Raw genomic sequence first — 21,690 nt, 5'->3', positions numbered from 1 at the left:
CTGCAAAAACAGCGAAGGAAAAGTTATATGGCAGGTTTTGCGCATACAACATTAAATAAAATTCAGACGATTACGCAGCGAATAATGCCCAAACTGCCTGCGGAGATTACGCCACGAAATGTACTGATTTTCTGTGTATTGTCATTGCTGATCATCGGAACCATCATGGTGGGTTCGGCTTCAATGCCTTATGCAGACTCTAAACAACATGATCCCTTTTATTTTCTGGAACGTCATGCCATTTCAATTGTGATTGCAATTATTGCGGCCTTTGTTACATCGCGGTTTTCACTTGAATATTGGTTTAGAAATACCTTCTTATTTTGGCTGATTACTATTGGGTTGCTATTTGTTGCGCTTTTTGTCGGTACGGAGGTCAATGGTTCGACTCGATGGATTCGTATTGCAGGCTTTACTGTGCAGCCTACCGAAGTTGCAAAAGTTATGATGGCGATTTTCACTGCGGACTACGTGGTACGCCGTGCGCATGAAGTCCGAAATAGCTGGATGGGTCTGGTACGTTTGGGCGGAGTTATGACCATTACTGTAGGTCTGATTTTGGCCGAGCCTGACCTTGGCGCTACAGTGGTAATCGTGATGATGATGTTTGGGGTATTCTTCCTTGCGGGGGCACCGGCCATTCAGTTCCTGTTTTATATTGGTGCGATCTTAATTGCGATTGTCTTCCTGATTCTATTTGAACCTTATCGTTATGAACGTCTGGTTTCCTTTACCAATCCTTGGGCTGACCCTTTAGGTTCGGGCTATCAGCTTTCTAATGCCCTCATGGCGTTTGGTCGTGGAGAATGGTTTGGTGTAGGACTCGGACATAGTATGCAAAAAATGTCTTATCTTCCCGAAGCGCATACCGACTTTATGTTGGCGATTTTGGGTGAAGAATTTGGCTTTTTTGGAATTGCAACCGTGCTGTCTTTAGAGTTCATTATGCTGAGTTGCTGTGTGTATATTGGACATCGTGCATTAAAGAATAACTACCTTCGAGCAGGTTACTTATCTTACGGTATTAGCATGATTTTCCTGATGCAGATTCTGGTTAATGCAGGGATGAACATGGGGATGTTACCAACCAAAGGGTTGACCTTACCTTTTATTAGTTATGGGGGGACATCGCTGATGATGTGTGCGGTGATGATTGCATTGGTACTCAAAATTGATGCCACCACCCAACAGGCAAATCCAGACAAAGAATTGTCCAATTTCTAAAGTGTTCTAAAAGCAAAAACCACGTTCTATAGCGTGGTTTTTTTTTATATCTGATGTAGGACGATTTATTGATAAATCTGGGGTAACTGCATTTGGTGTGGAATGAGGGAAACATCCCATTGCAGAATGGCTTGTTGCAGCATTCGTTGTGGTGTATCTAAATCGACATGCGGTTGTTGCAGTGCCTGTAACGCCTGTTGTAAATAGCGCGAAGCTTGCTTGGGATCTAGCGCCTGTGCCAGATTTTGTTTGGAAAGTTTTTGTCCCTGATCATTCATCGCTAAAGGCAAATGCATATATTGAAGGGATGGATACCCCAAAACCTGTCCAAGCCAAATTTGCCGTTCTGTATTATCAAGTAAATCTGCGCCACGAACCACATGGGTAATGCCTTGTAGATAATCATCAACGACGACAGCCAGTTGATAATTGATGATGCCATCACGACGTTTTAAAACAAAATCCCCTAGGTCTTGGTGTAGGTTAGAGCAATGTTGCCCTTGGAGACGATCTTTAAAACAAAGGGTTTGATCTTCGACTTTTAGCCGAATGGCTTGATGTTCAAAGGGAAGGTGAAGGTTGCGACACGTGCCGTTATAAATGGCATTAGAGCCTAATATTTTGCGGGTACATTGGCAGGCATACACCCAGTCTTGTTGCCTGAGTTGTTCAAGTACCTGTTCGTAAAGATGAAAGCGATCTTTTTGAAAGATAATATCGGCATCGGGTTCAAAACCAAAGGCGTCAATACAGGCAAGAATATGCTGTTCACTGCCCGGGAAAATTCGGGGGATATCGGTATCTTCAATACGAACAAACCATTGCCCGTGTTGCGATTTTGCATCGCAATAACTGGCAACAGCAGTCAGTAATGACCCAAAATGCAAAGGGCCAGTTGGCGATGGCGCAAACCGACCCTTATAGGTATTGTCATTCGACAAAACAGCAGACTGTTGCTGCACGGAGGTAAAGCGTTCCATGAGCATTGCCACAATCGCAATTAGCCTTTATTTTGCTTCTCTTTGATTTCTGCAAGTGTCTTACAGTCGATACAAAGGGTTGCTGTTGGACGTGCTTCTAGACGACGCAGGCCAATTTCAATACCACATGTTTCACAGAAACCGTAGTCATCGTTTTGAATTGCTTCTAAAGATTGTTCAATCTTACGAATCAATTTACGTTCACGGTCACGTGTACGTAATTCAATTGCAAATTCTTCTTCCTGAGTTGCGCGGTCATTTACGTCTGGCAAAGCAGTAGATTCATCTTGCATGGTATTGAGTGTACGATCGACCTCAGACATCAAATCAGCTTTCCAAGCCTGTAGGATTCGGCTGAAATGTTCAAGCTGACCTTCAGACATGTATTCTTCATCTTTTTTGGGCTGATAAGGCGCAATGCCGAATAAACTCGCAGTTGAGTTGCTATCAGCTCTAGACTTGGTCGACTCAGCAGTCGCTACATCTCGTTCATCTAAGACTTGGGTTAGGTTGTCATTCGCCATAATAGGGCATTCCTCATCATATACGTCGGAATCTACGTAATCGCTATGGTGATATGCAAGTTTTTTTTATTTTACCCTTTCGGGGTAATTTGCCATTTAAAGGGTCGTCATCATAAAGGCTTTTCGCATACTTGAATAGTCTTTTTTGTGAAATGATGGTAACCACTTTTGACGACGATCTAAAGTAATCGAAATTAGTCGAAATGAAAAGTTAGTAACCCGAAATTAGCTGATTTATTTTTGGCATTAATGCAGGTATGCGAAAAACTTCCGACAAAATCTCGCCATTTGCAGATAAAGTCAGTAGGCGATAACCGGGAGCCTGATCATCTAGCGCAAACTCCTGACTCAGAGGTTTAAACTGGACACAGGTCGAGGGCGTGGCTAAAAACTGGATATGTTGTCGGGTTTCTGAGAACTCTTGATGTACATGTCCGTGAATCACTGCTTTGACTTGAGGATATTTGAATAATACATCCAGTAAGCTTTCGGTGTTTTTAAGCCGATGCTGATCCAACCACTGAGAGTGCATTAGTAGCGGATTATGATGGCAGCCAATCAGAATATAGTGATGACTAAATTTTTGTAATAGTTGTTCTAAATCTTGTAACTGCGTTTCATCAATATGACCATCCACTTTGCCTGAAACGGCACTGGTGAGCAAAATAATCACCCAGTTTCCTAGTTCGATGACACTGATTGGCGTGTGTTGAGGATAAGGGAAAATAGATAAATCGTCATGATTGCCCGGGGTCTGATAAAAAGGAACCTTGAGGCCGTGCATATAATCAAGATAACGGGCATAGGTTTGGGGCACAGCGACCTGTGCAACATCGCCTGTATGAATGATGGCATCAATTTTAGGATGGGTATCAAGAATATGCTGCATCAGACCATGAAAGGTGATTTCAGGGTTCATTTCGACAAAGTGAGCATCCGCGATATCCATCAGATGGGTGTCGCTAATTTGGATAAGTGTCAATGTTGGGTCTGGTTGCAGATTCATTATTCTACTCGATTCTTGTTATATCCAGCGAACTAACCGCTGGAATATCCTCAAAGGGCAATATGTTGTTGTAGCCATTGTAATGCCATAATCACAGGTGCATTACGTAATCGCTGTTGCTCAAAAAGTTGTTTGATTTCGGCATAGTCAAATAGATGGAGTTGAATATTTTCTCCTTCATTTTGTAAACCAAAGATTCCACCGTGTTGAGGAAGTTCAATTTCAGCAGCATAAAGATGGAATTTTTCCGAACATGCGCCAGCAGATGGAAAGAAGGTGAAGAGATGTTGTACCTGTTGCAGTTCACAACCCGCTTCTTCTAGTGTTTCTCTGCGGATACAGCTTTCAGGTGTTTCATTGCCATCTAGCACCCCTGCAATGACTTCAAGTTGCCAAGGCGACTCAGTATCATCTAGCGCACCAACACGACATTGTTCAATCAAGGCAAAGCGTTGTTGTTGATCGTTATAGAGCAAGACACCTGCTGCCACAGGGCGAATAATCAGTTCACGTTGTAAGGTCGGAGTATACTGTGTGCTCTGAAAAAGCCGATGACGCAAGTGCACTTTCTCAACACGCAAAAAGCCCCGATAGAGTGTTTCCCGAGAAATAACGTCCATATCTTGTTTTGAGTATGTCGCGTGTTTCACAATATTCATAAGCAAATTAGGATGAAATACTGAAAATTTCATCCTAACTGAGAATTTGATCTAGGCAAGTACTTTTTAAAGTTATTTACACTTTATGGTACAGTTTTTGACCTTGTTCGTGATAAATTTCTTTCATGGCTTGCATGCCTTGTTCAACCTCTTGATTTTCATCGTTTAACTGATTCGCACTGTTCTTGTTTTGTGCATAATCACGTACATTCTGAGTGATTTTCATTGAACAGAATTTCGGTCCACACATTGAACAGAAATGAGCCGATTTATGTGCATCTTTAGGCAGGGTCTCATCGTGCATGCTACGTGCTGTGTCTGGGTCTAAGCTCAGGTTGAACTGGTCATCCCAACGGAACTCGAAACGTGCCTTTGAAAGTGCATTGTCACGTACTTGTGCACCCGGATGGCCTTTGGCAAGGTCGGCTGCGTGCGCTGCAATTTTGTACGTAATAATACCGTCTTTCACGTCCTTTTTGTTCGGTAAACCCAAATGCTCTTTTGGTGTCACATAACACAGCATGGCTGTGCCGTACCAACCAATCATGGCTGCACCAATGGCAGAGGTGATATGGTCATAACCCGGTGCAATGTCAGTGGTCAGTGGCCCAAGGGTATAGAACGGTGCTTCTTTGCAGACTTCGAGCTGTAAGTCCATATTTTCTTTAATCATGTGCATAGGCACATGACCCGGACCTTCAATCATAACCTGAACATCGTGTTCCCAAGCGCGATGAGTCAGCTCACCTAAGGTACGAAGTTCACCAAACTGAGCTTCATCGTTGGCATCCTGAATACAGCCCGGACGCAAACCATCACCTAAACTGAACGATACGTCATAGGCTTTCATGATTTCACAAATTTCATCGAAATGTGTGTACAGGAAGTTTTCTTGATGATGCGCTAAACACCACTGTGCCATGATAGAACCACCGCGTGAAACAATACCTGTTAAACGGTTTGCAGTTAATGGCACATAACGCAGTAACACGCCAGCATGAATGGTAAAGTAATCGACGCCTTGTTCAGCCTGTTCAATCAGGGTGTCTTTAAAGATTTCCCATGTAAGGTCTTCGGCAACGCCATCGACTTTCTCAAGCGCTTGGTAAATTGGAACGGTACCAATTGGCACAGGTGAATTACGGATAATCCATTCACGGGTTTCATGGATGTTTTTACCTGTCGATAAGTCCATGATGGTGTCTGCACCCCAGCGAGTTGCCCACGTCATTTTGGCAACTTCTTCATCAATTGAAGAACCGAGTGCTGAGTTACCAATATTGGCGTTGATCTTCACGAGAAAATTACGACCAATGATCATAGGTTCAATTTCAGGATGGTTAATGTTGGCAGGAATAATGGCACGACCTGCTGCAACTTCCTGACGGACAAATTCAGGGGTGATTTCAGTCAGATTCTTCGCCCCAAAATTTTGACCTGCATGCTGGCGCATATCGACATTGTCGCGCTGGCGCTGGTTCTCACGAATCGCGATATATTCCATTTCAGGGGTAATAATCCCTTTTTTGGCGTAATGCATTTGTGTCACGTTTTGTCCCGCTTTGGCACGACGTGGTTTTTGAATATGAGCAAAACGAATATCGGCAGTACGAATATCTTTAAGGCGTTCTTGTCCGAACTGAGAACTTAAGCTGTCTAAAACATCCGTATCCTGACGTTCCTCAATCCATGTCTGACGCACATGTGGTAAGCCTTTATTGAGGTCAATTTGGGCATTTGGATCGGTATAAACACCAGACGTGTCATAGACCATGACAGGTGGGTTATGTTCACCGCCTAAGCCTGTTGGGGTGTCGGTCAGTGAGATTTCACGCATTGGGACTTGAATGTCTGCGCGTGAGCCTTGGAGATATACTTTTTTTGATGCAGGTAAGATACGGGTGAGATCTTTGGCATCTTGTTCATGTTGAGCTGAGATGTCAGCAGGGGATAGATTCGTTAATTGGTTCATTGCATGATCCTTATGAAAAACACTAACGAATCAAGTAACCAAAAACGATGGCAAATTTATCTTGAGAACAATGATAAATGGAGAGCATAAGTTTTTCGATAACTTGATTCCTACGCAGGTCTTAACCTGATCAGGTTCAACGGTACTTGTGCTCAAATTCTTTCCAGTATTTGCACAATCTCAGCGAGGTATTACTCGCGCTCCGTCAAGCATTTTTGAATAGTAACATGGTTTAGTGAAAATACACTTGTAAAAATGTAAGATCAAAATAAAACCGTTTTCAGCAGCACAAGAGACATTTTTCAAAATGAAAAATCAAAGGATTTCTGACGCAATTAGTATTGTGTTTGCCCAACAAGGCTGTTGGCGACTTTCCCTGCATGGGTGATACAAATGGCATCAATTAAACAGTCACGAGCAATATGCGTGCTGTCTAAGGCCAAAGGGTCATAGAGTTTCATGTAAGTATCGAGTTGTTTATTGATTTTAATCAACTGACTTTTTTCTGAGCGTTTTTCAGCCGCACTGAGTTCTACAGGAATCGACTGGTCACGTTGTTCGGGTGACAGCGCAATAAATTGTAAGAATTTTTGTGCCTGTTGTCCTAAAGCCAACTGATTTTGAGTCGCTAACAGTTTGATTTCTGTCAATGCTTCAGGATAAATATCGCTCTCGCCTAAATAATGACTAGAAACGGGAAAGTTGTTACTGCCATGAAATAAAAACTGTGCATATTTAAATTTTAGGCGCTGTGCATCATCGAGGAAACTACTGTTCGGGTAGTGTTGAATATAATTTTGCCAAAACTGGGCACGAAGCGAAATTTCAGACCATGAAATATCTAAATTATTATTCGCAATAATCGATACCTGATTTTGCTGCGCCAGATTTTCAATGAAGATGCGCTCTGCTTCGGGTAGAGAGGGCGCAAACAATTTTAAAAGATAATTGGGTTGTCTGCGGTACATAATCGTACCATCGCCTGCATCATATAACTCATAAAATGCTTCGCCCTGATGCTGAATCAGATAACGATCTCGGGCATTAAAATGCGACAGATATTCCTGACGCATTGCAGGGTTGGTACTATTGTTGATGGCATATTGCTCGAAAGCTGTTTGTTGTTCTACTGTGCGTTCTGTTGCTAAAAAGCGTTGATACATGTTGGTAGACGCATAAATCAGTTGTTTTTTTTCTTCAAAGCTAAGCTGTGGTATACATTGCTGGATATGCTGGTTGACCTGTTCGAGTGCTGTAATTGTACTTTGGTTATCAATTTTCTGGATCAGGGTATTAAGACTATGACAGATAGACACAGGCGGGGTGGCAACCGTAGCAGAAGCCTGTTCATGCACAGGTAGCGTAGACTGCTGATGACATCCACTGATCAACATGATTCCGAATAATAAGAAACAAGTTTTCTTTGCCCGCATAGACGAACCGACCTAAACCAAAGCATGATATAAAGATTGACCCCATTATTATGACAAGTTCTGGCATAAAAAGTTGTTGTAGTGTTGCAAGTTTGAGTTAAGGAATTTAGCAAATATTTTATTTTTTAAATATCTATTAACGCTTTAAGTATACGAATGTCATCAAATCTTCACGATTGTTATGTTCTAATACAAAATTACTATTTTCTAACCTGTTTTGGGGAGAAATCTCTTGAGCTTAAAAAACCCGATGTTGGCACATCATATTTCCTCACAATTTAATGAGGAATTACAAGAAGCAAATACCAAATTTATGGCGATGGGCGGGATGATTGAGCAACAGGTAACAAATGCTATTCATGCCTTACTGGATATGGACGTAAGTTTGGCCGTAGATGTGCAATATAATGAAAAAGCAGTAAACCGTTTTGAGCGTGAAATTGATGAAAACCTAACGCTGATTCTTGCTCGCCGTCATCCTGCAGCGATTGATTTGCGTATGGTGATTGCCATGAGTAAGGCCAATACCGATTTAGAACGGATTGGCGATGAGGCAGCGAAGATTGCCTGTATTGCTCAAAATCTGTGTGAAGAAGGTGGTTCACCTCGCGGTTTTATGGAAACGCGCCATATTGGAAATCAGGTGCGGGTGATGATTCATGATGCACTGGATGCTTTTGCGCGCCTAGATGCCGAACAAGCCGTGAACGTATTACGTGCCGATGCAGATATTGACCGTGAATATCAATCTGCAACACGTACCCTCATGACTTATATGATTGAAGACCCACGTTATATTTCACGTGTTTTAAATGTGTTATGGGTGTTACGTTCTTTGGAACGCATTGGCGACCATGCGCGTAATATTTCCGAACAAGTGATTTATATTGTGAAAGGGTTAGATGTTCGCCATACCAGTGTTGATGAAATTGAACAGCATGTTCATAATCAATAATTAGAGTATTTGTGCCAAAAGATGATGAAGTTTTGCCTTGGAATGGCAAAATTTCATGTTTGGTACGATCTAAAAAATATTGTTCCTCATAATAATGAATAGACTTTAAAATTTAAGCTTTTAATTAATCAAAATAATGACGTAAAAAAATAAAAAAAATCCCAGATCTGGGGAAATCTGGGATATATAAACGGGTATTATCATCAAAAGGATATTCCCTTTGAATAGATCCAGTATAGGAAAGAACATCGAAACAGTCAGTGTATATCATGTGATAACTTGTTATTTTCTATTGAACTTTGTAAGTAAATCAGACTTTTTGTGAAAAAATAATGATAAAAAAATACCACGACTTAATCGTGGTATTTTTTTGAGCAATTTAATAGGCGTATAGCTTTTACCTTGATTCAATTTTATCTGCTTACCTACGCGGACTTAGTCCTTGTCTTGCAGAAAAATAAAGCAATACTTTATTTTTTACTCAAAGCTCAGCTTTTCGTCTTGCGGCATGGTGGTGATTATTAATCACCACTGATCATGCCTCAGGCTTCCATCCTTCGGCTTTTTCTACGCTGTCATCATTGCTTAGAAACTTTTCACGCTGCTCTTCTAAAAACTTTTTCGCATCTGCTTCAAATACGTTTAAGCGTTTTTCATTGATCAGTGTTGTTTGGTGTTTTAACCATTCTTGCCAAGCTTGTTTGGAAACCGTTTCAAAAAACGCTTGTCCCTTCGCCCCAGGAAACGGAGGGAAATCGAGTCCTTCCATTTCCTGTTGATATTTGCGGCAAAATACTTGTCGACTCATCGAATTTTCCTTAAGCGTACAGTTGTTCTAGGCGGCTATGCGCACGTGCGATTGCAGCTTCAACCTGAGCAGGTGCTGTGCCACCGATATGATTACGTGCATTCACAGATGCTTCTAATGTTAATGCTTTATCGAAGACATCTGCGCTAATTAAGTCAGAGAACTGTTGTAATTGTTCAAGGCTAAGTTCAGAGAGGTCTTTGTCTTCCTGTACACCTAAAGCCACCGCTTTACCCACAATTTCATGTGCATCACGGAAAGCCACGCCTTTTTTCACAAGGTAGTCCGCAAGGTCAGTTGCTGTCGAGAAGCCACGTAATGCGGCTTCACGCATGATTTCAATATTTGGAACGAGCGCAGGAATCATATCTGCAAATGCCATTAATGAACCACGAACCGTGTCAATCGCATCAAATAAGGGTTCTTTATCTTCTTGGTTGTCTTTGTTATACGCTAAAGGTTGACCTTTCATCAGCGTGAGCAGGCTAATCAAATCACCAAAAACACGACCTGATTTACCACGAACTAGCTCAGGTACGTCTGGGTTTTTTTTCTGCGGCATGATTGATGAACCTGTGCAGAAACGGTCAGGAATCTGGACAAATTTAAATTGAGCCGATGTCCACAAAATAAGTTCTTCTGACATACGAGATAAATGCATCATGATGAGTGATGCTGCGGCATTAAATTCAATCGCAAAGTCACGGTCAGAAACGGCATCTAACGAGTTTTCTGCAACGGCTTCAAAACCGAGTAATTCTGCTGTGTAAGCACGTTCAATTGGGTAAGTGGTTCCTGCAAGTGCAGCAGAGCCTAACGGCATACGGTTGACACGTTTACGACAGTCTTTTAGGCGTTCGGTATCACGAACCAGCATTTCAAACCAAGCCAATAAGTGATGTCCAAATGTCACAGGCTGAGCAGTTTGTAAATGAGTGAAGCCCGGCATGATGGTATTGGTGTTTTTTGCTGCCAGTGTCAGAATTCCGTTTTGTAAACGACGTAATACCAGTAAAATAGCATCGATTTCATCACGTAAATATAAACGGATATCGGTTGCAACCTGATCATTACGGCTACGACCTGTATGCAGTTTTTTACCTGTAATACCAATGCGGTTTGTCAGGCGAGATTCGATGTTCATGTGAACATCTTCTAAATCGATACGCCATTCAAAAGTACCTGCTTCAATTTCATTACGAATTGCAGTGAGACCTTGAATAATGTCATCGCGCTCTGCTTCGGTTAAAACCCCAACTTTTGCAAGCATGGTGGCATGGGCAATTGAACCTGCAATATCTTGTTTATAAAAGCGTTGGTCAAATTGAACGGAAGCGGTAAATTCGGCAACAAAAGCGTCAGTCGCTTCGCTAAAGCGACCACCCCACATACCAGAGGTGGCTTGGGGGTTATTTGAGGATTGAGAAGATGTGGTCATGGCGGCTCAGAAAAATAAAAAAGAGTATAGCAAAATCTGACCAATTTGCCGATGGACAACCACTTCAAGTCAGACCGTCGTCAAATACAATGTGTCAGGGGCAATCACCTTATTTTTTTACGAAAATTGGTCGTTGGCAATATCTAATCGAATTATTTACTGCAAGTGCTGTGCTTTCTGTGATGTTGGCGCTTGCAGAGGCGCATTCTTGGCAGGCACTTTCAATTACACGGGTTTTTCAAATCCTGCTTTATATTTATTGGGTCGAGATAGCCTTTGCCTTTATTGTTGATCGCTATCAACATCTGCTAAATCGTTTTTCACATGTGGTTGCCGTTATTTGGGGTTTTCTGATTTTAGAAAGCATCATTTTATTTACCACCTTATTTTTAAATATATTGGGTCATGCGATGCATCAGGGTGCAACATCGACATGGCAATTCACAGATCTGTTTCAGGACGTGTCACTGCATCTTGGCTATGGTATTTTGCTTGGCGCATTTTGTTTGCGTTATTTATATATTCGGGATCAGTGGGTAAAACAGCAACATAGTGAATTACAGGCACGTATTCAGGCAATGCAGGCACGTATTCATCCGCATTTTTTATTTAATAGTTTAAATAGTGTGGTGAGTTTAATTGCGGTAGATCCTGATAAAGCCGAGGATATGCTCATTAATCTATCCCGATTATTTCGGGCAAGTCTACAAGAATTAAAACTGGTGCCTTTAACCGATGAACTGGCGTTATGTCGTCAATATATTGCGATTGAGCAAATGCGTTTAGGTGAGCGCTTACATATGGATTGGCGATTACCTTCGGAAATAGAACACTATGGAATTCAGATTCCATTATTAACATTACAACCTTTATTAGAAAATAGTATTTTTCATGGTGTTGAAAAAATGAGCGGTGTGTGTAAGATCAGTTTATTGATTGAGGTATTAGAACAACAAATTAATATCGTCATCAGTAATCCGTATCAACATACGCAACAGGGTAAACGTCAGGGACACGGTATGGCATTAGATAATGTCAAACAACGACTACGTGCATATTATGGCTATTCAGCTGATGTACGCTTTTTTGCGGGAGACGGTATTTTTACCACGATTTTACGTTTTCCGACCAAGGTCCATAGAAAGATATAATTGTGCTGGGGATGAATAAAATAAAATGAAAGTATTAATTTGTGATGATGAGCCTCTGGCTGTTGAACGATTAGTTCGTTTGGTGGGCCAGTTGGGACATGAAGTGGTGGCGACAGCTCAGCATGGGTTAGAGGTTAAGTCTTTGGTCGAGCAATATCGTCCAGATGTACTTTTGCTTGATATTCAAATGCCTGAATTAGATGGTTTGAGCTGTGCGAAACAACTGGGTTCATTGTCATTTAAACCTGCTATTATTTTTTGTACTGCCTATGACCAACATGCGCTGGCTGCATTTCATGTACAGGCACAGGCGTATTTATTAAAACCAATAGCCAAACAAGATCTACAACAGGCATTGGAACATGTGGTTCAGCCAACGCAGGCGCAGTTAAATCAGTTTAAAAATAATGCTGAAAATATGCAGGAACCACCGCAACTATCCCATCGGCAATGTATTACGGCACGGTCACATCGTGGTGTCGAATTAATTCCAATTGAACAGATTTATTATTTTCTTGCTGACCAGAAATATGTATCGGTCAGGCATCGGCAGGGTTTTGTGCTGATTGATGAAACATTAAAAGAATTAGAATCTGAATTTGCTGAACATTTTATTCGCATACATCGTAATGCTTTGGTGTCGATTCATGAGCTAGATGGCTTAGAAACGATTTGTTCGGGACAATATCAAGTGCGGTTCAGACAGATCGAGGATCGGTTAGCCGTTAGTCGCCGTCATTTACCTTTATTAAGAGGAAAATTACATCGTTTATAAATGAAGTACTAAAGTTTAAGTATCGGGTGGCGGTTAAAATAAAAATCGTGCTTTGTCATGTGGATTCAGACCGAAAAACTTGCATTTTTAGCGGATCAGGTTAAGTTTAGTGCTTATTATTCTTTAGCAAATAAAAGATGACTTATGAAGCACCTTAAGATTGCAACACGTCAGAGTCCATTGGCACTTTGGCAAGCTGAACATATTAAAGCACGTTTAGAGCAGTTATATCCTGAGCTTGAAGTTGAATTGGTAAAGTTTGTGACGCAAGGCGATAAAATTTTAGATACACCATTGGCCAAAATTGGCGGTAAAGGTTTATTTGTAAAAGAATTAGAACATGCTTTGCTCGAAGGTCGTGCAGATTTAGCGGTACATTCCATGAAAGATGTGCCAATGCAGTTTCCAGAAGGATTAAGTCTGGCTGTCATTTGTGAACGTGAAGACCCAACGGATGCTTTTGTTTCCAATCAATATGCTTCTTTTGATGATTTACCTCAGGGAGCGGTGGTTGGAACCTCAAGTTTGCGCCGTAAATGCCAGATTTTACAGGCACGTCCAGATTTGATCATTAAAGACTTGCGTGGCAATGTTGGAACACGTTTGTCTAAGCTTGATGATGGTTTGTATGATGCGATTATTCTCGCTAGTGCAGGCTTAAAACGCTTAGAGCTAGCATCACGAATCCGTCATGAGCTAGATAAAGATGTGAGTTTACCCGCAGTCGGGCAAGGTGCTTTAGGTTTAGAGTGCCGTAGTAATGATCAGGATGTTTTAGCATTAATTGAACCTTTACAGCATTTTGAAACAGCTTTATGTGTACGTGCAGAACGTGCCTTTAATACCTATTTAGAAGGAGGCTGTCAGGTGCCAATTGCAGGCTTTGCCACACTTGATCATGGGCAAATTCGCATGGAAGGGCGTGTTGGAAGTACAGATGGGAAAATTTTACTTAAAACCAAAGGTGAAGCCACTGCCGAACTGGATGCCGCTGAAAAACTTGGTCAAGATCTTGCGCAGCAGTTGCTAGACCAAGGCGCAGCCGAATTACTGAAGGCGTTGCACTAAGCGATGCTATTGATTAATACACGTCCAGAAGCAAGGGCGCAGGCACTTTCACAGACGATTCGTTCTTTGGGTGTGGATGTGCTTGATCTCCCTTTGCTGGAGCTGACTGCGGTTGATTATTCACCGCAGTTGGCAGCGTTGTATCAGCAGCTTATGCTGGCACAAGTGATTGTTGTGGTGAGTCCAAGTGCGGCAGAAATTGGTTTACGTTATCTGGCTCAAAGTGGACTGAGTATTGCGCAACTGGCACATATCCAATGGATTGCGGTAGGTAAATCGACAGCTCAGTTACTTGAAAATCAGGGTATTAAAGCCTTCGTTCCTGAAGTTGAAACATCAGAAGGCATGTTATCTTTACCTATCTTAAAACAGCTTTCGGTGACACATGTGGCGTTTTGGCGGGGTGAGGGCGGACGCCAGTTTATGATGCAGCAACTACAGCAGCAAGGGATCAAAATACTCAATTTTATTTTATATGTGCGTCAGTGCCCGCAAGCAACACAACAACAGTTTCAACAAAAAATCCCTGACCTGATTGGTACGGAAAAAAAGATTTACGTTTGTATGAGTAGTGAAGCCAGTTGGTTGAACTGGCAAAAATTATGTCACAATTCTCCTGATATTTTAATGAAATGTGACTATTTGGCTTTAGGTGAACGGTTATATCATTTAATTCTAAATACCATTTCACCACATGGGCAATATCAGGTGACACAACTCACCAGTTTAGCACCTGAAAAGATTTACGATTATCTGTTAAAACAAAAAGGATTGGCATGAAAAAGCGGTTCATGATTTGCAGTTTTATAGCTTTGCTCTGGTTGGGAAAAATCACGTATGACCAGATTCAGAGTGCAGGGCAAATGAATGCTTTACAAAGCCAAATCACACAAATCGAACAGTCTAATGCCAATTTGAATGACCAGTTAGTTGCATTACAGCGTCAACCACAAAAAGCACAGGAACATAATCCTGCTGCATCAAAAAACGCGGTAGAAAATACTGGCGCAGTAAAAGGATTAAATCCGCTGGTAGCAATAAAACAACAGTTGCAACTGGTTCAGTTTGCCTTGCAGCAGCAACAAGAAATTTATGCTTTTGAACAACTAACACAATTACAAAAACAACTGGCTCAATATGAGATTGCCCCTGCTTTTCAGCAGAGTCTGAGCCAAAGTATTCATAAAGATTTGCAGACGATTCAGCAATATCATGACCTCAGACAAAGCCAACTTGATCAGGCGCACATTTTATTTAAAACCATCGATCAACGCCTCAATGCCTTATTGATGGATCAGACGCCACAATATCAACCTTCACAGCAACATTTCTGGAATAACTGGTTTAAAGTCGAATCTGTACCACAAGCAAAAACGGAATTAATGAATCAACATTTGGTGATCAAAGAAGCACAAATCCGATTGCTATTTGCCAGACAGGCATTTGATGCGGGATTAATCGATGAATATCAACAAAATCTAAAACAAACCAGCATATTGCTCCAACAAGCCCCTGCTTTTAATCGACAAAATCTACATAAACTTTTAGATAAAGCCAAACAGCTCCAAATTACTCCTGTCCCGACATTATCGACAATGGCATTACTTAACTAGGAGAAAACAGATGAAGTATCTATTACGCTCCTATTTATGGACGACATTGGTGATTATCGCCATACTCAGTGTGCTGAGTTATGGTTATGGCGCAGGCTATGTCTATATTTATTTCCGACAGTGGCAAATACAAAGCAATATCTGGATATTTGTTGTTGCGCTGGCCCTGTGTAGCTTGATTGCTCAGCTCATTTGGTTAGGGTTAAAGCGTTATCTGACTCGAATGCAACGTCAAAAAGAGCAAATACAAAATTTTCAGCAATTACATTCCTATGAAAAACTGGCGGTATTGGGTTTACTTGAAGCTGAGCAGGAACAAAAACAAATCTTGCAAGAAATTTATCAGCCCTCGGTTTTATTAAAAGAAATTATACAGGCTGCGACACTCTGGAAATCTGGACAACCTGAGCAGGCACTGAAATGGCTTGATCAGAGCTCGAATACGGTATTTGAACTTGCTGCATTACAGCGAATAGAAATTTATTTGTCACAAGGAAACGGACAACAGGCATTTACTCACCTAGAATTTCTTTCACAGCATGACTTATCGCCGTGGCTTACAGGCGTCCAACAGGGCTATCAGCATAAACTAGAAACATTATGGGGGAAATTTGCCATACAGTTTCCTTGGTTATATTTACATGCAACCTATTCTGGTATTTTAAAAGTAGAAGATAAAACCCGTTGGTTACAACAAATATTGGTCGATTATGAACAGGCCAGTTTTGAAGATTTAGAGGCCCTTCAAAATCGTTATCATAAATTATCTGAAACGCCTCCGTTAATGACAGATCGGGAAAATCAGATTTTATGGTTAAAAATTTTGGCACGTATGCCAGAAATGGGAATGGAACATGCCATTTTGGCGGAAAAACTATTAAATGAATTATTCGATCAGGAAGTTTTTTATTTATGGTTTGAAAAACAATTATTAAAACAACAACCCGATTACAATAAAATTGAAGAAAATGTGAATATGTGGGAACAAAAATATACACAACTCCCGATTTTTGTATTTGCCAAGTGGTATATCTATCAGGCAACACAACGATATACCGAGGCTGAACAATTACTGGAACTTTATCCTGATAATGTATTAATGAGCTATTTAAGAATAAAAGCACAGTTACAGGGTAATGATGCATTAAGTCAACAACTTAATCTTTTATTTGAAAGTAATAGCAATTATCTTAAAATAAATATCTAGGAAAGATGAATGATGCAAAGTTTGCAACAATACCCCATCATTTACCAACAATCCGTTGCTTGGGGAGATATGGATGCTTTTGGACATGTCAATAATGTCATTTATTATCGTTATATTGAATCTGCGCGCATTCAATATTTAAATACCTTAAATATATTTAATGAAGCTTTATATAGTGTTGTTGCAACAAATCAATGCCAATATTTAAAACCTGTATTTTTCCCTGATCAGTTAAAAATAGGGGTGCGTGTTGTTGAAATGAGAAATAGCGCGATTCGAATGGAATATCTACTCTGGAGCCAACAGCAACAAACGGTGGTAGCGCTGGCAGAGGCCGTTATTGTTTTTGTTGATCAGAAAGAATTAAAGAAAACCAAGATACCTGAGCAAATACGTCAGAAAATAATTCAGTTAGAAGAAAATATTGAAAATAAAATTAAAATATTTTCTTAATTTTAATTTAAGCTTTAAATCTATACATTGGTTATAATATTGATTATGATGAATCATAGCCAATATATTGGTAACTAGATTTTAAAATCTTTTGGAGATAAATACGTGCAAGATATTAGCAAATTAAGCGTTGAAGAATTAAAACGCTTACAACGTGAAGCTGAAGTTTTAATTGCATCTAAGAAGGAGCAAGCGATTCAGGATGCATATAATCAGGTTATCGAAATTGCATCAAATCTAGATTTAACAATCGATCAATTATTAGAATACGGTGCACAAAAACGTAAAAATACTGCACGTAAAACAGTAGAGCCACGTTACCGTAATAAAACTAATCCAAAAGATACTTGGACAGGCCGTGGAAAACAGCCGCGTTGGTTAGTTGCAGAATTAGAAAAAGGTGCAAAATTAGAAGATTTCCTAATCTAATAATGAATACACCCGATTCAAAAAAAGCATTAAATTAAATTTAATGCTTTTTTTTCAATGATAAAAATAATTCAAATGGAAAAATATTTTAACAAATGGTTATATTTATAATGTTCCGTAATCATCTATATCGGTTTAAAGTCGTTATGTAAAACCTGAGTATTTGAAAGATGGCGCTACTTAGATTTAACTTTAAACATGATATGCTAGAGAGAAAATACAACAGGGCGAATCATATGAGTTGGAAACTACAGGCACTTTCAGATGAATTAAATGGTCAGGAAATCAAAATTGATCATTCGATGATCGTTGGACGTCAGCAAGACTGTGACATTGTTTTGCAGTCATCTGCGGTTTCACGTAAACATGCTGCTTTTACTGTACAAGATGGCGGTTTATGGTTAAAAGACTTAGGATCATCAAATGGAACTTTTGTAAATGACTTGCGCATTGATCATGAGACCTTATTAAAAGATGAAGATATTGTTCAATTTGCCAATTTAAAATTTTTAACACTTGCCCCTGCAAGTGAAGAAAAACGTACAGAACAAGAACCTGTTTTAGAAACTGAAACAGTACAAAATATGCATGAACAAGGGATGCCAAGTATCGCAGAGCGTGTAGATACATCGATTAACCCTGACGGTATGCCACAAAAAATTGCGATTCCAATTCCTGCTCCAATCCCTGAAGGCGTCAATATAAAAGCAGCCGCTGAGCCAGCACCCGTTGCGATTGAACCAGAACCATCACGTGTTGAACAAAAAATTGAAGAGAAGAAAAATACGTCAGTGGGACTGATTACAATCATTATGCTAATTATTCTAGCTGTGATTGCATGGGTATTCTTTAAATAAAACCAATAAAAAGGCATAGCAATATGCCTTTTACTACGATATAGGAATGGAAAATGTCGATTAGCCGACTACAACAGCGGGATTTGGTACTTTTTGACCTAGATGGGACATTGATTGATACCGCAGCAGATATGCACAGTGCAATGAATCAAGCATTAAAACAACTGGGTTTTGCTGAGGTAACAGAACCACAAATTCGACAGTGGATTGGTAAAGGAACCGCTAAACTCTGTGACAGCGTTTTATTGCATCTGACGGAGCAAATCAACTCAGACCAACACCAGCAATTGATGCAGCACTATTTAGCCTGTTATACCGCAGGTATCTGCATTGATAGCCAACCATTTACGGGTGTTGTTCCATTCCTTAAATTTTGCCAAGCACAGAACTTAAATATGGCCTGTGTGACCAATAAACCTGAGGCTTTAGCCAATACCTTATTACAACAACTAGAACTGGATCATTATTTTGGGCTGATTCTCGGTGGCGATAGTCTAGAGCGTCGTAAACCAGATCCTTTACCGTTGCAACATGCGGTTGGTTTCTTTCAAACGCAACCAGAACTAACGTTAATGATTGGTGATTCGAGCAATGACGTCGAGGCTGCAAGAAATGCAGGAATAGATTGTATCGTCATGAGCTACGGCTATAATCATGGAGAGGATATTCGCGCTTGCCATCCACAGCAAGTGATTGATACTCTCGAAACGCTTATTCTGGAATAAACAATACTTGGGAAGTCTGAAATGAAAAACCTTCAAATTTTTCGATGGCGTCGCTCATAACGAAAACAATCATGTGCTGCGCTAAATTGATCATATATAAATAAGGTATTTCAAATGATGACTCCCGAAACATTTGCACAACTGCAACAACAAGGCTACAACACTATTCCTGTCTATCGTCGACGCCTTGCGGATACCGATACGCCACTCTCCATTTTTGCCCGCTTAAAGCAGAACCAGCAGGCATATCTATTTGAATCGGTAGAAGGTGGAGAAAACTGGGCGCGTTATTCGATGATCGGGCTTGGTGAGTCGACAGTTTTTTCCTGCAATAATGGACAGCTCACCATCCAACATGCTGATGGAACGATAGAACAACAAAGCTGTAGTGATCCATTCCAGTACATTCGCCAGTTTCAGGCACAATTTAAAGTGCCAAGCAAAGAACAATTACCTGAACTACCTAATTTTACAGGCGGTTTAGTTGGATACTTCGGATATGATGCTGTGCGTTATATCGAACCACGTTTGAAAAACATTCCAGAGCAAGATCCTGTTGGCTTACCTGATATCTGGATGATGCTTTCTAAAACAGTCATTGTCTTTGACAACTTAAAAGACACACTGTTTTTGATTGTTCATGCAGATGCAACACAACCCGATGCCTACGAAAAAGCCCAACTGCAACTGGATGTGTTGGAAACACGTTTGGCAATGCCAATTAGCTTGCAAGCAAAGCCACATACCGCACCACACTTTGAATCCATCACAGGCAAAGAAAAGTTTATTCAAACCGTTGAAAAGGTCAAAGAATATATCCGTGCAGGCGATGTCATGCAGGTTGTGCCGGGGCAACGCATGGTGTCCGACTTTGATGGTGACGCATTACAGGTCTATCGTGCATTACGTCATTTAAATCCTTCGCCATATTTATTTTTGGTACAAGGGCATACCTTAACCGACAACAAACCATTTTATGTGGTGGGCTCATCACCTGAAATTCTATCTCGTCTTGAAAATGGCATTGCAACAGTACGGCCATTGGCAGGCACACGCCCACGCGGCAAAACCAAAGAAGAAGATCTGGCATTAGAAAAAGATCTACTTTCAGATGAAAAAGAAATTGCAGAACATCTCATGTTGATTGACTTGGGGCGTAATGACGTTGGTCGAGTATCGAAAATTGGTAAAGTTCAAGTCACAGATAAAATGGTGATTGAACGATATTCACATGTGATGCATATCGTTTCAAATGTTCAGGGTGAAGTGAGAGATGATGTCGATGCTTTAGATGTTTTTAAGGCAACCTTTCCTGCGGGCACACTTTCTGGTGCACCTAAAATTCGTGCTATGGAAATCATTGATGAAGTAGAGCCTGTTAAACGTGGCATCTTTGGTGGCGCTATTGGATATTTAGGCTGGCATGGTGAAATGGATATGTCGATTGCCATTCGTACCTGTGTTATTCGTGAAAATAAAGTTTATGTGCAAGCTGGGGCAGGGCTAGTTGCAGACTCAAATCCCGAATCTGAATGGAATGAAACCCAAATAAAAGCTCGCGCAGTGATCAAAGCGGTTGAATTATCATCAACTGGATTGATTTTATGAGTTTTTTACGTTTTTTTTGAAAAAAAGGCTTGCATCGTTTTGAAGTTTTGCTAAACTGCACACCGTTCCGATACGAAATGTACGAAACACTAAGAAACGCCGACATAGCTCAGTTGGTAGAGCAACTGACTTGTAATCAGTAGGTCCTCAGTTCGAATCCGAGTGTCGGCACCATCTTAGAATGGTTTTGTAAAGTAGTAAAGGATAGCACTGAAAGTAAGTGTGATATTGGTGAGGTTCCCGAGCGGTCAAAGGGAGCAGACTGTAACTCTGCCACGAAAGTTTCGAAGGTTCGAATCCTTCCCTCACCACCATCTATTAACTTCGAATGAAGTGGTATACATACCAACATGCGGGAGTAGCTCAGTTGGTAGAGCGGCAGCCTTCCAAGCTGCATGTCGCGAGTTCGATCCTCGTCTCCCGCTCCATCGAAGATTATCGCTCTTATAGCTCAGTGGTAGAGCACTCCCTTGGTAAGGGAGAGGTCTCGAGTTCAAATCTCGATAAGAGCTCCAGATTACAGTTTAGCGATTATTCGCAGTTTTTAAAGAAAGCAGGCTATATAGTCTGCTTTTAAAGTATTGGGCGTTTGTTTTTTAGACAATATGTCGATGTGCTGAGTTGCTTCAGTGCCTATGTCTCTGTAGCTTGGTTTCGACGTAAACGAGGATGACATCAATGGCTAAAGCCAAGTTTGAACGTAATAAGCCACACGTAAACGTGGGTACAATTGGTCACGTTGACCATGGTAAAACAACTCTTACTGCTGCAATTGCAACAATCTGTGCAAAAACTTACGGCGGTG

The 21,690-nt window shown here is 40.7% G+C and carries 22 protein-coding genes, 4 tRNA genes and 1 riboswitch; of the genes, 18 read left to right on the top strand and 8 right to left on the bottom strand.

All coding sequences use genetic code 11. From position 1 onward, the window contains the following. The first annotated feature begins 27 nt into the window (after nucleotides 1–27). Nucleotides 28–1,224: a putative lipid II flippase FtsW gene (gene ftsW / locus ABDV70_RS13185; protein ID WP_343598377.1), complete on the top strand. Its 1,197-nt coding sequence runs from the start codon at nucleotides 28–30 to the stop codon at nucleotides 1,222–1,224. A gap of 65 nt (nucleotides 1,225–1,289) precedes the next feature. Here the strand turns inward: ftsW and gluQRS are convergent, their stop codons facing one another. The 6 genes from gluQRS to ABDV70_RS13155 form a co-directional block, all read right to left on the bottom strand. After that, nucleotides 1,290–2,210: a tRNA glutamyl-Q(34) synthetase GluQRS gene (gluQRS, locus tag ABDV70_RS13180; protein ID WP_343598396.1), complete on the bottom strand. Its 921-nt coding sequence runs from the start codon at nucleotides 2,208–2,210 to the stop codon at nucleotides 1,290–1,292. A 14-nt stretch (nucleotides 2,211–2,224) separates the two neighbouring features. After that, entirely contained in the window at nucleotides 2,225–2,728 is a 504-nt protein-coding gene (dksA, locus tag ABDV70_RS13175) for an RNA polymerase-binding protein DksA (RefSeq protein WP_343598376.1), read from the bottom strand. A gap of 211 nt (nucleotides 2,729–2,939) precedes the next feature. Next, nucleotides 2,940–3,734, bottom strand: a complete 795-nt coding sequence (locus tag ABDV70_RS13170) for a metallophosphoesterase (RefSeq protein WP_343598375.1) — start codon at nucleotides 3,732–3,734, stop codon at nucleotides 2,940–2,942. A gap of 50 nt (nucleotides 3,735–3,784) precedes the next feature. Continuing rightward, nucleotides 3,785–4,393 carry an NUDIX domain-containing protein gene (locus ABDV70_RS13165; RefSeq protein WP_343598395.1) on the bottom strand — a complete coding sequence of 203 codons (609 nt, stop codon included), beginning with the start codon at nucleotides 4,391–4,393 and terminating at the stop codon, nucleotides 3,785–3,787. A 76-nt stretch (nucleotides 4,394–4,469) separates the two neighbouring features. Beyond that, entirely contained in the window at nucleotides 4,470–6,365 is a 1,896-nt protein-coding gene (thiC, locus tag ABDV70_RS13160) for a phosphomethylpyrimidine synthase ThiC (protein WP_343598374.1), read from the bottom strand. A gap of 90 nt (nucleotides 6,366–6,455) precedes the next feature. After that, nucleotides 6,456–6,580: riboswitch (TPP riboswitch) on the bottom strand. Between the two features lie 120 nt (nucleotides 6,581–6,700). Continuing rightward, nucleotides 6,701–7,798, bottom strand: coding sequence for a hypothetical protein (locus ABDV70_RS13155; RefSeq protein ID WP_343598372.1), 1,098 nt, complete (start codon nucleotides 7,796–7,798; stop codon nucleotides 6,701–6,703). A gap of 232 nt (nucleotides 7,799–8,030) precedes the next feature. Here ABDV70_RS13155 and phoU point away from each other — a divergent pair, with 232 nt between their 5' ends. Next, on the top strand, nucleotides 8,031–8,753 hold the full coding sequence (gene phoU, locus ABDV70_RS13150; protein ID WP_343598370.1) for a phosphate signaling complex protein PhoU: 723 nt from the start codon (nucleotides 8,031–8,033) through the stop codon (nucleotides 8,751–8,753). A gap of 535 nt (nucleotides 8,754–9,288) precedes the next feature. On the opposite strand, the gene ABDV70_RS13145 is transcribed toward phoU, so the two are convergent. Both ABDV70_RS13145 and argH read right to left on the bottom strand, forming a co-directional pair. Next, a complete protein-coding gene (locus tag ABDV70_RS13145; RefSeq protein ID WP_343598369.1) occupies nucleotides 9,289–9,561 on the bottom strand; it encodes an oxidative damage protection protein in 273 nt (90 codons plus the stop codon). Nucleotides 9,562–9,571: 10 nt separating this feature from the next. Next, the gene (gene argH / locus ABDV70_RS13140) at nucleotides 9,572–10,999 is read right to left on the bottom strand and encodes an argininosuccinate lyase (protein WP_343598368.1); all 1,428 of its coding nucleotides are present in this window, start codon (nucleotides 10,997–10,999) and stop codon (nucleotides 9,572–9,574) included. Here argH and ABDV70_RS13135 point away from each other — a divergent pair. The 16 genes from ABDV70_RS13135 to ABDV70_RS13060 form a co-directional block, all read left to right on the top strand. Further along, entirely contained in the window at nucleotides 10,990–12,150 is a 1,161-nt protein-coding gene (locus ABDV70_RS13135; protein WP_343598367.1) for a histidine kinase, read from the top strand. The two genes, argH and ABDV70_RS13135, sit on opposite strands and share 10 nt — an antisense overlap. Before the next feature lie 25 nt (nucleotides 12,151–12,175). Continuing rightward, nucleotides 12,176–12,925, top strand: a complete 750-nt coding sequence (locus ABDV70_RS13130; RefSeq protein ID WP_343598366.1) for a LytTR family DNA-binding domain-containing protein — start codon at nucleotides 12,176–12,178, stop codon at nucleotides 12,923–12,925. A 144-nt stretch (nucleotides 12,926–13,069) separates the two neighbouring features. Continuing rightward, on the top strand, nucleotides 13,070–13,993 hold the full coding sequence (gene hemC, locus ABDV70_RS13125; protein WP_343598364.1) for a hydroxymethylbilane synthase: 924 nt from the start codon (nucleotides 13,070–13,072) through the stop codon (nucleotides 13,991–13,993). A gap of 3 nt (nucleotides 13,994–13,996) precedes the next feature. After that, nucleotides 13,997–14,773, top strand: coding sequence for a uroporphyrinogen-III synthase (locus ABDV70_RS13120; protein WP_343598363.1), 777 nt, complete (start codon nucleotides 13,997–13,999; stop codon nucleotides 14,771–14,773). Then, nucleotides 14,770–15,606 carry a hypothetical protein gene (locus tag ABDV70_RS13115; RefSeq protein ID WP_343598361.1) on the top strand — a complete coding sequence of 279 codons (837 nt, stop codon included), beginning with the start codon at nucleotides 14,770–14,772 and terminating at the stop codon, nucleotides 15,604–15,606. Before ABDV70_RS13120 ends, ABDV70_RS13115 begins: the two co-directional genes overlap by 4 nt. 10 nt (nucleotides 15,607–15,616) lie before the next feature. Continuing rightward, on the top strand, nucleotides 15,617–16,813 hold the full coding sequence (locus tag ABDV70_RS13110) for a heme biosynthesis protein HemY (RefSeq protein WP_343598359.1): 1,197 nt from the start codon (nucleotides 15,617–15,619) through the stop codon (nucleotides 16,811–16,813). Between the two features lie 12 nt (nucleotides 16,814–16,825). Beyond that, a complete protein-coding gene (locus tag ABDV70_RS13105) occupies nucleotides 16,826–17,266 on the top strand; it encodes a thioesterase family protein (RefSeq protein ID WP_343598393.1) in 441 nt (146 codons plus the stop codon). A gap of 105 nt (nucleotides 17,267–17,371) precedes the next feature. Next, the gene (locus tag ABDV70_RS13100) at nucleotides 17,372–17,695 is read left to right on the top strand and encodes an H-NS histone family protein (protein WP_343598357.1); all 324 of its coding nucleotides are present in this window, start codon (nucleotides 17,372–17,374) and stop codon (nucleotides 17,693–17,695) included. Nucleotides 17,696–17,931: 236 nt separating this feature from the next. Then, nucleotides 17,932–18,552 carry an FHA domain-containing protein gene (locus ABDV70_RS13095; protein ID WP_343598355.1) on the top strand — a complete coding sequence of 207 codons (621 nt, stop codon included), beginning with the start codon at nucleotides 17,932–17,934 and terminating at the stop codon, nucleotides 18,550–18,552. A 53-nt stretch (nucleotides 18,553–18,605) separates the two neighbouring features. Next, on the top strand, nucleotides 18,606–19,277 hold the full coding sequence (locus ABDV70_RS13090; RefSeq protein WP_343598354.1) for a phosphoglycolate phosphatase: 672 nt from the start codon (nucleotides 18,606–18,608) through the stop codon (nucleotides 19,275–19,277). Nucleotides 19,278–19,391: 114 nt separating this feature from the next. Beyond that, complete coding sequence (trpE, locus tag ABDV70_RS13085; protein ID WP_343598353.1) at nucleotides 19,392–20,885, top strand: anthranilate synthase component I; 1,494 nt, start codon at nucleotides 19,392–19,394, stop codon at nucleotides 20,883–20,885. A 98-nt stretch (nucleotides 20,886–20,983) separates the two neighbouring features. After that, nucleotides 20,984–21,059, top strand: a tRNA-Thr gene (locus tag ABDV70_RS13080). Between the two features lie 56 nt (nucleotides 21,060–21,115). Next, nucleotides 21,116–21,199: transfer RNA gene (locus ABDV70_RS13075), tRNA-Tyr, on the top strand. Nucleotides 21,200–21,237: 38 nt separating this feature from the next. Beyond that, a tRNA-Gly gene (locus ABDV70_RS13070) sits at nucleotides 21,238–21,313 on the top strand. Nucleotides 21,314–21,325: 12 nt separating this feature from the next. Continuing rightward, nucleotides 21,326–21,400: transfer RNA gene (locus ABDV70_RS13065), tRNA-Thr, on the top strand. Between the two features lie 163 nt (nucleotides 21,401–21,563). Next, nucleotides 21,564–21,690 (top strand): GTP-binding protein (locus ABDV70_RS13060; protein ID WP_227508804.1); only part of this gene is annotated, 127 nt, incomplete at its 3' end.

It is taken from the genome of Acinetobacter sp. (genome assembly GCF_039596015.1).
Taxonomy (GTDB): domain Bacteria; phylum Pseudomonadota; class Gammaproteobacteria; order Pseudomonadales; family Moraxellaceae; genus Acinetobacter.
This window is presented reverse-complemented; position numbering and strand designations above follow the sequence as displayed.

Bases quoted from the DNA above. Each gene is read 5' to 3' on its own strand.
- ftsW (WP_343598377.1), top strand. From the start codon at position 28: ATGGCAGGTTTTGCGCATACAACATTAAATAAAATTCAGACGATTACG.
- gluQRS (WP_343598396.1), bottom strand. From the start codon at position 2,210: ATGCTCATGGAACGCTTTACCTCCGTGCAGCAACAGTCTGCTGTTTTG.
- dksA (WP_343598376.1), bottom strand. From the start codon at position 2,728: ATGGCGAATGACAACCTAACCCAAGTCTTAGATGAACGAGATGTAGCG.
- ABDV70_RS13170 (WP_343598375.1), bottom strand. From the start codon at position 3,734: ATGAATCTGCAACCAGACCCAACATTGACACTTATCCAAATTAGCGAC.
- ABDV70_RS13165 (WP_343598395.1), bottom strand. From the start codon at position 4,393: ATGAATATTGTGAAACACGCGACATACTCAAAACAAGATATGGACGTT.
- thiC (WP_343598374.1), bottom strand. From the start codon at position 6,365: ATGAACCAATTAACGAATCTATCCCCTGCTGACATCTCAGCTCAACAT.
- ABDV70_RS13155 (WP_343598372.1), bottom strand. From the start codon at position 7,798: ATGCGGGCAAAGAAAACTTGTTTCTTATTATTCGGAATCATGTTGATC.
- ABDV70_RS13145 (WP_343598369.1), bottom strand. From the start codon at position 9,561: ATGAGTCGACAAGTATTTTGCCGCAAATATCAACAGGAAATGGAAGGA.
- ABDV70_RS13135 (WP_343598367.1), top strand. From the start codon at position 10,990: ATGTGGTCATGGCGGCTCAGAAAAATAAAAAAGAGTATAGCAAAATCT.
- argH (WP_343598368.1), bottom strand. From the start codon at position 10,999: ATGACCACATCTTCTCAATCCTCAAATAACCCCCAAGCCACCTCTGGT.
- ABDV70_RS13130 (WP_343598366.1), top strand. From the start codon at position 12,176: ATGAAAGTATTAATTTGTGATGATGAGCCTCTGGCTGTTGAACGATTA.
- hemC (WP_343598364.1), top strand. From the start codon at position 13,070: ATGAAGCACCTTAAGATTGCAACACGTCAGAGTCCATTGGCACTTTGG.
- ABDV70_RS13120 (WP_343598363.1), top strand. From the start codon at position 13,997: ATGCTATTGATTAATACACGTCCAGAAGCAAGGGCGCAGGCACTTTCA.
- ABDV70_RS13115 (WP_343598361.1), top strand. From the start codon at position 14,770: ATGAAAAAGCGGTTCATGATTTGCAGTTTTATAGCTTTGCTCTGGTTG.
- ABDV70_RS13110 (WP_343598359.1), top strand. From the start codon at position 15,617: ATGAAGTATCTATTACGCTCCTATTTATGGACGACATTGGTGATTATC.
- ABDV70_RS13105 (WP_343598393.1), top strand. From the start codon at position 16,826: ATGCAAAGTTTGCAACAATACCCCATCATTTACCAACAATCCGTTGCT.
- ABDV70_RS13095 (WP_343598355.1), top strand. From the start codon at position 17,932: ATGAGTTGGAAACTACAGGCACTTTCAGATGAATTAAATGGTCAGGAA.
- ABDV70_RS13090 (WP_343598354.1), top strand. From the start codon at position 18,606: ATGTCGATTAGCCGACTACAACAGCGGGATTTGGTACTTTTTGACCTA.
- trpE (WP_343598353.1), top strand. From the start codon at position 19,392: ATGATGACTCCCGAAACATTTGCACAACTGCAACAACAAGGCTACAAC.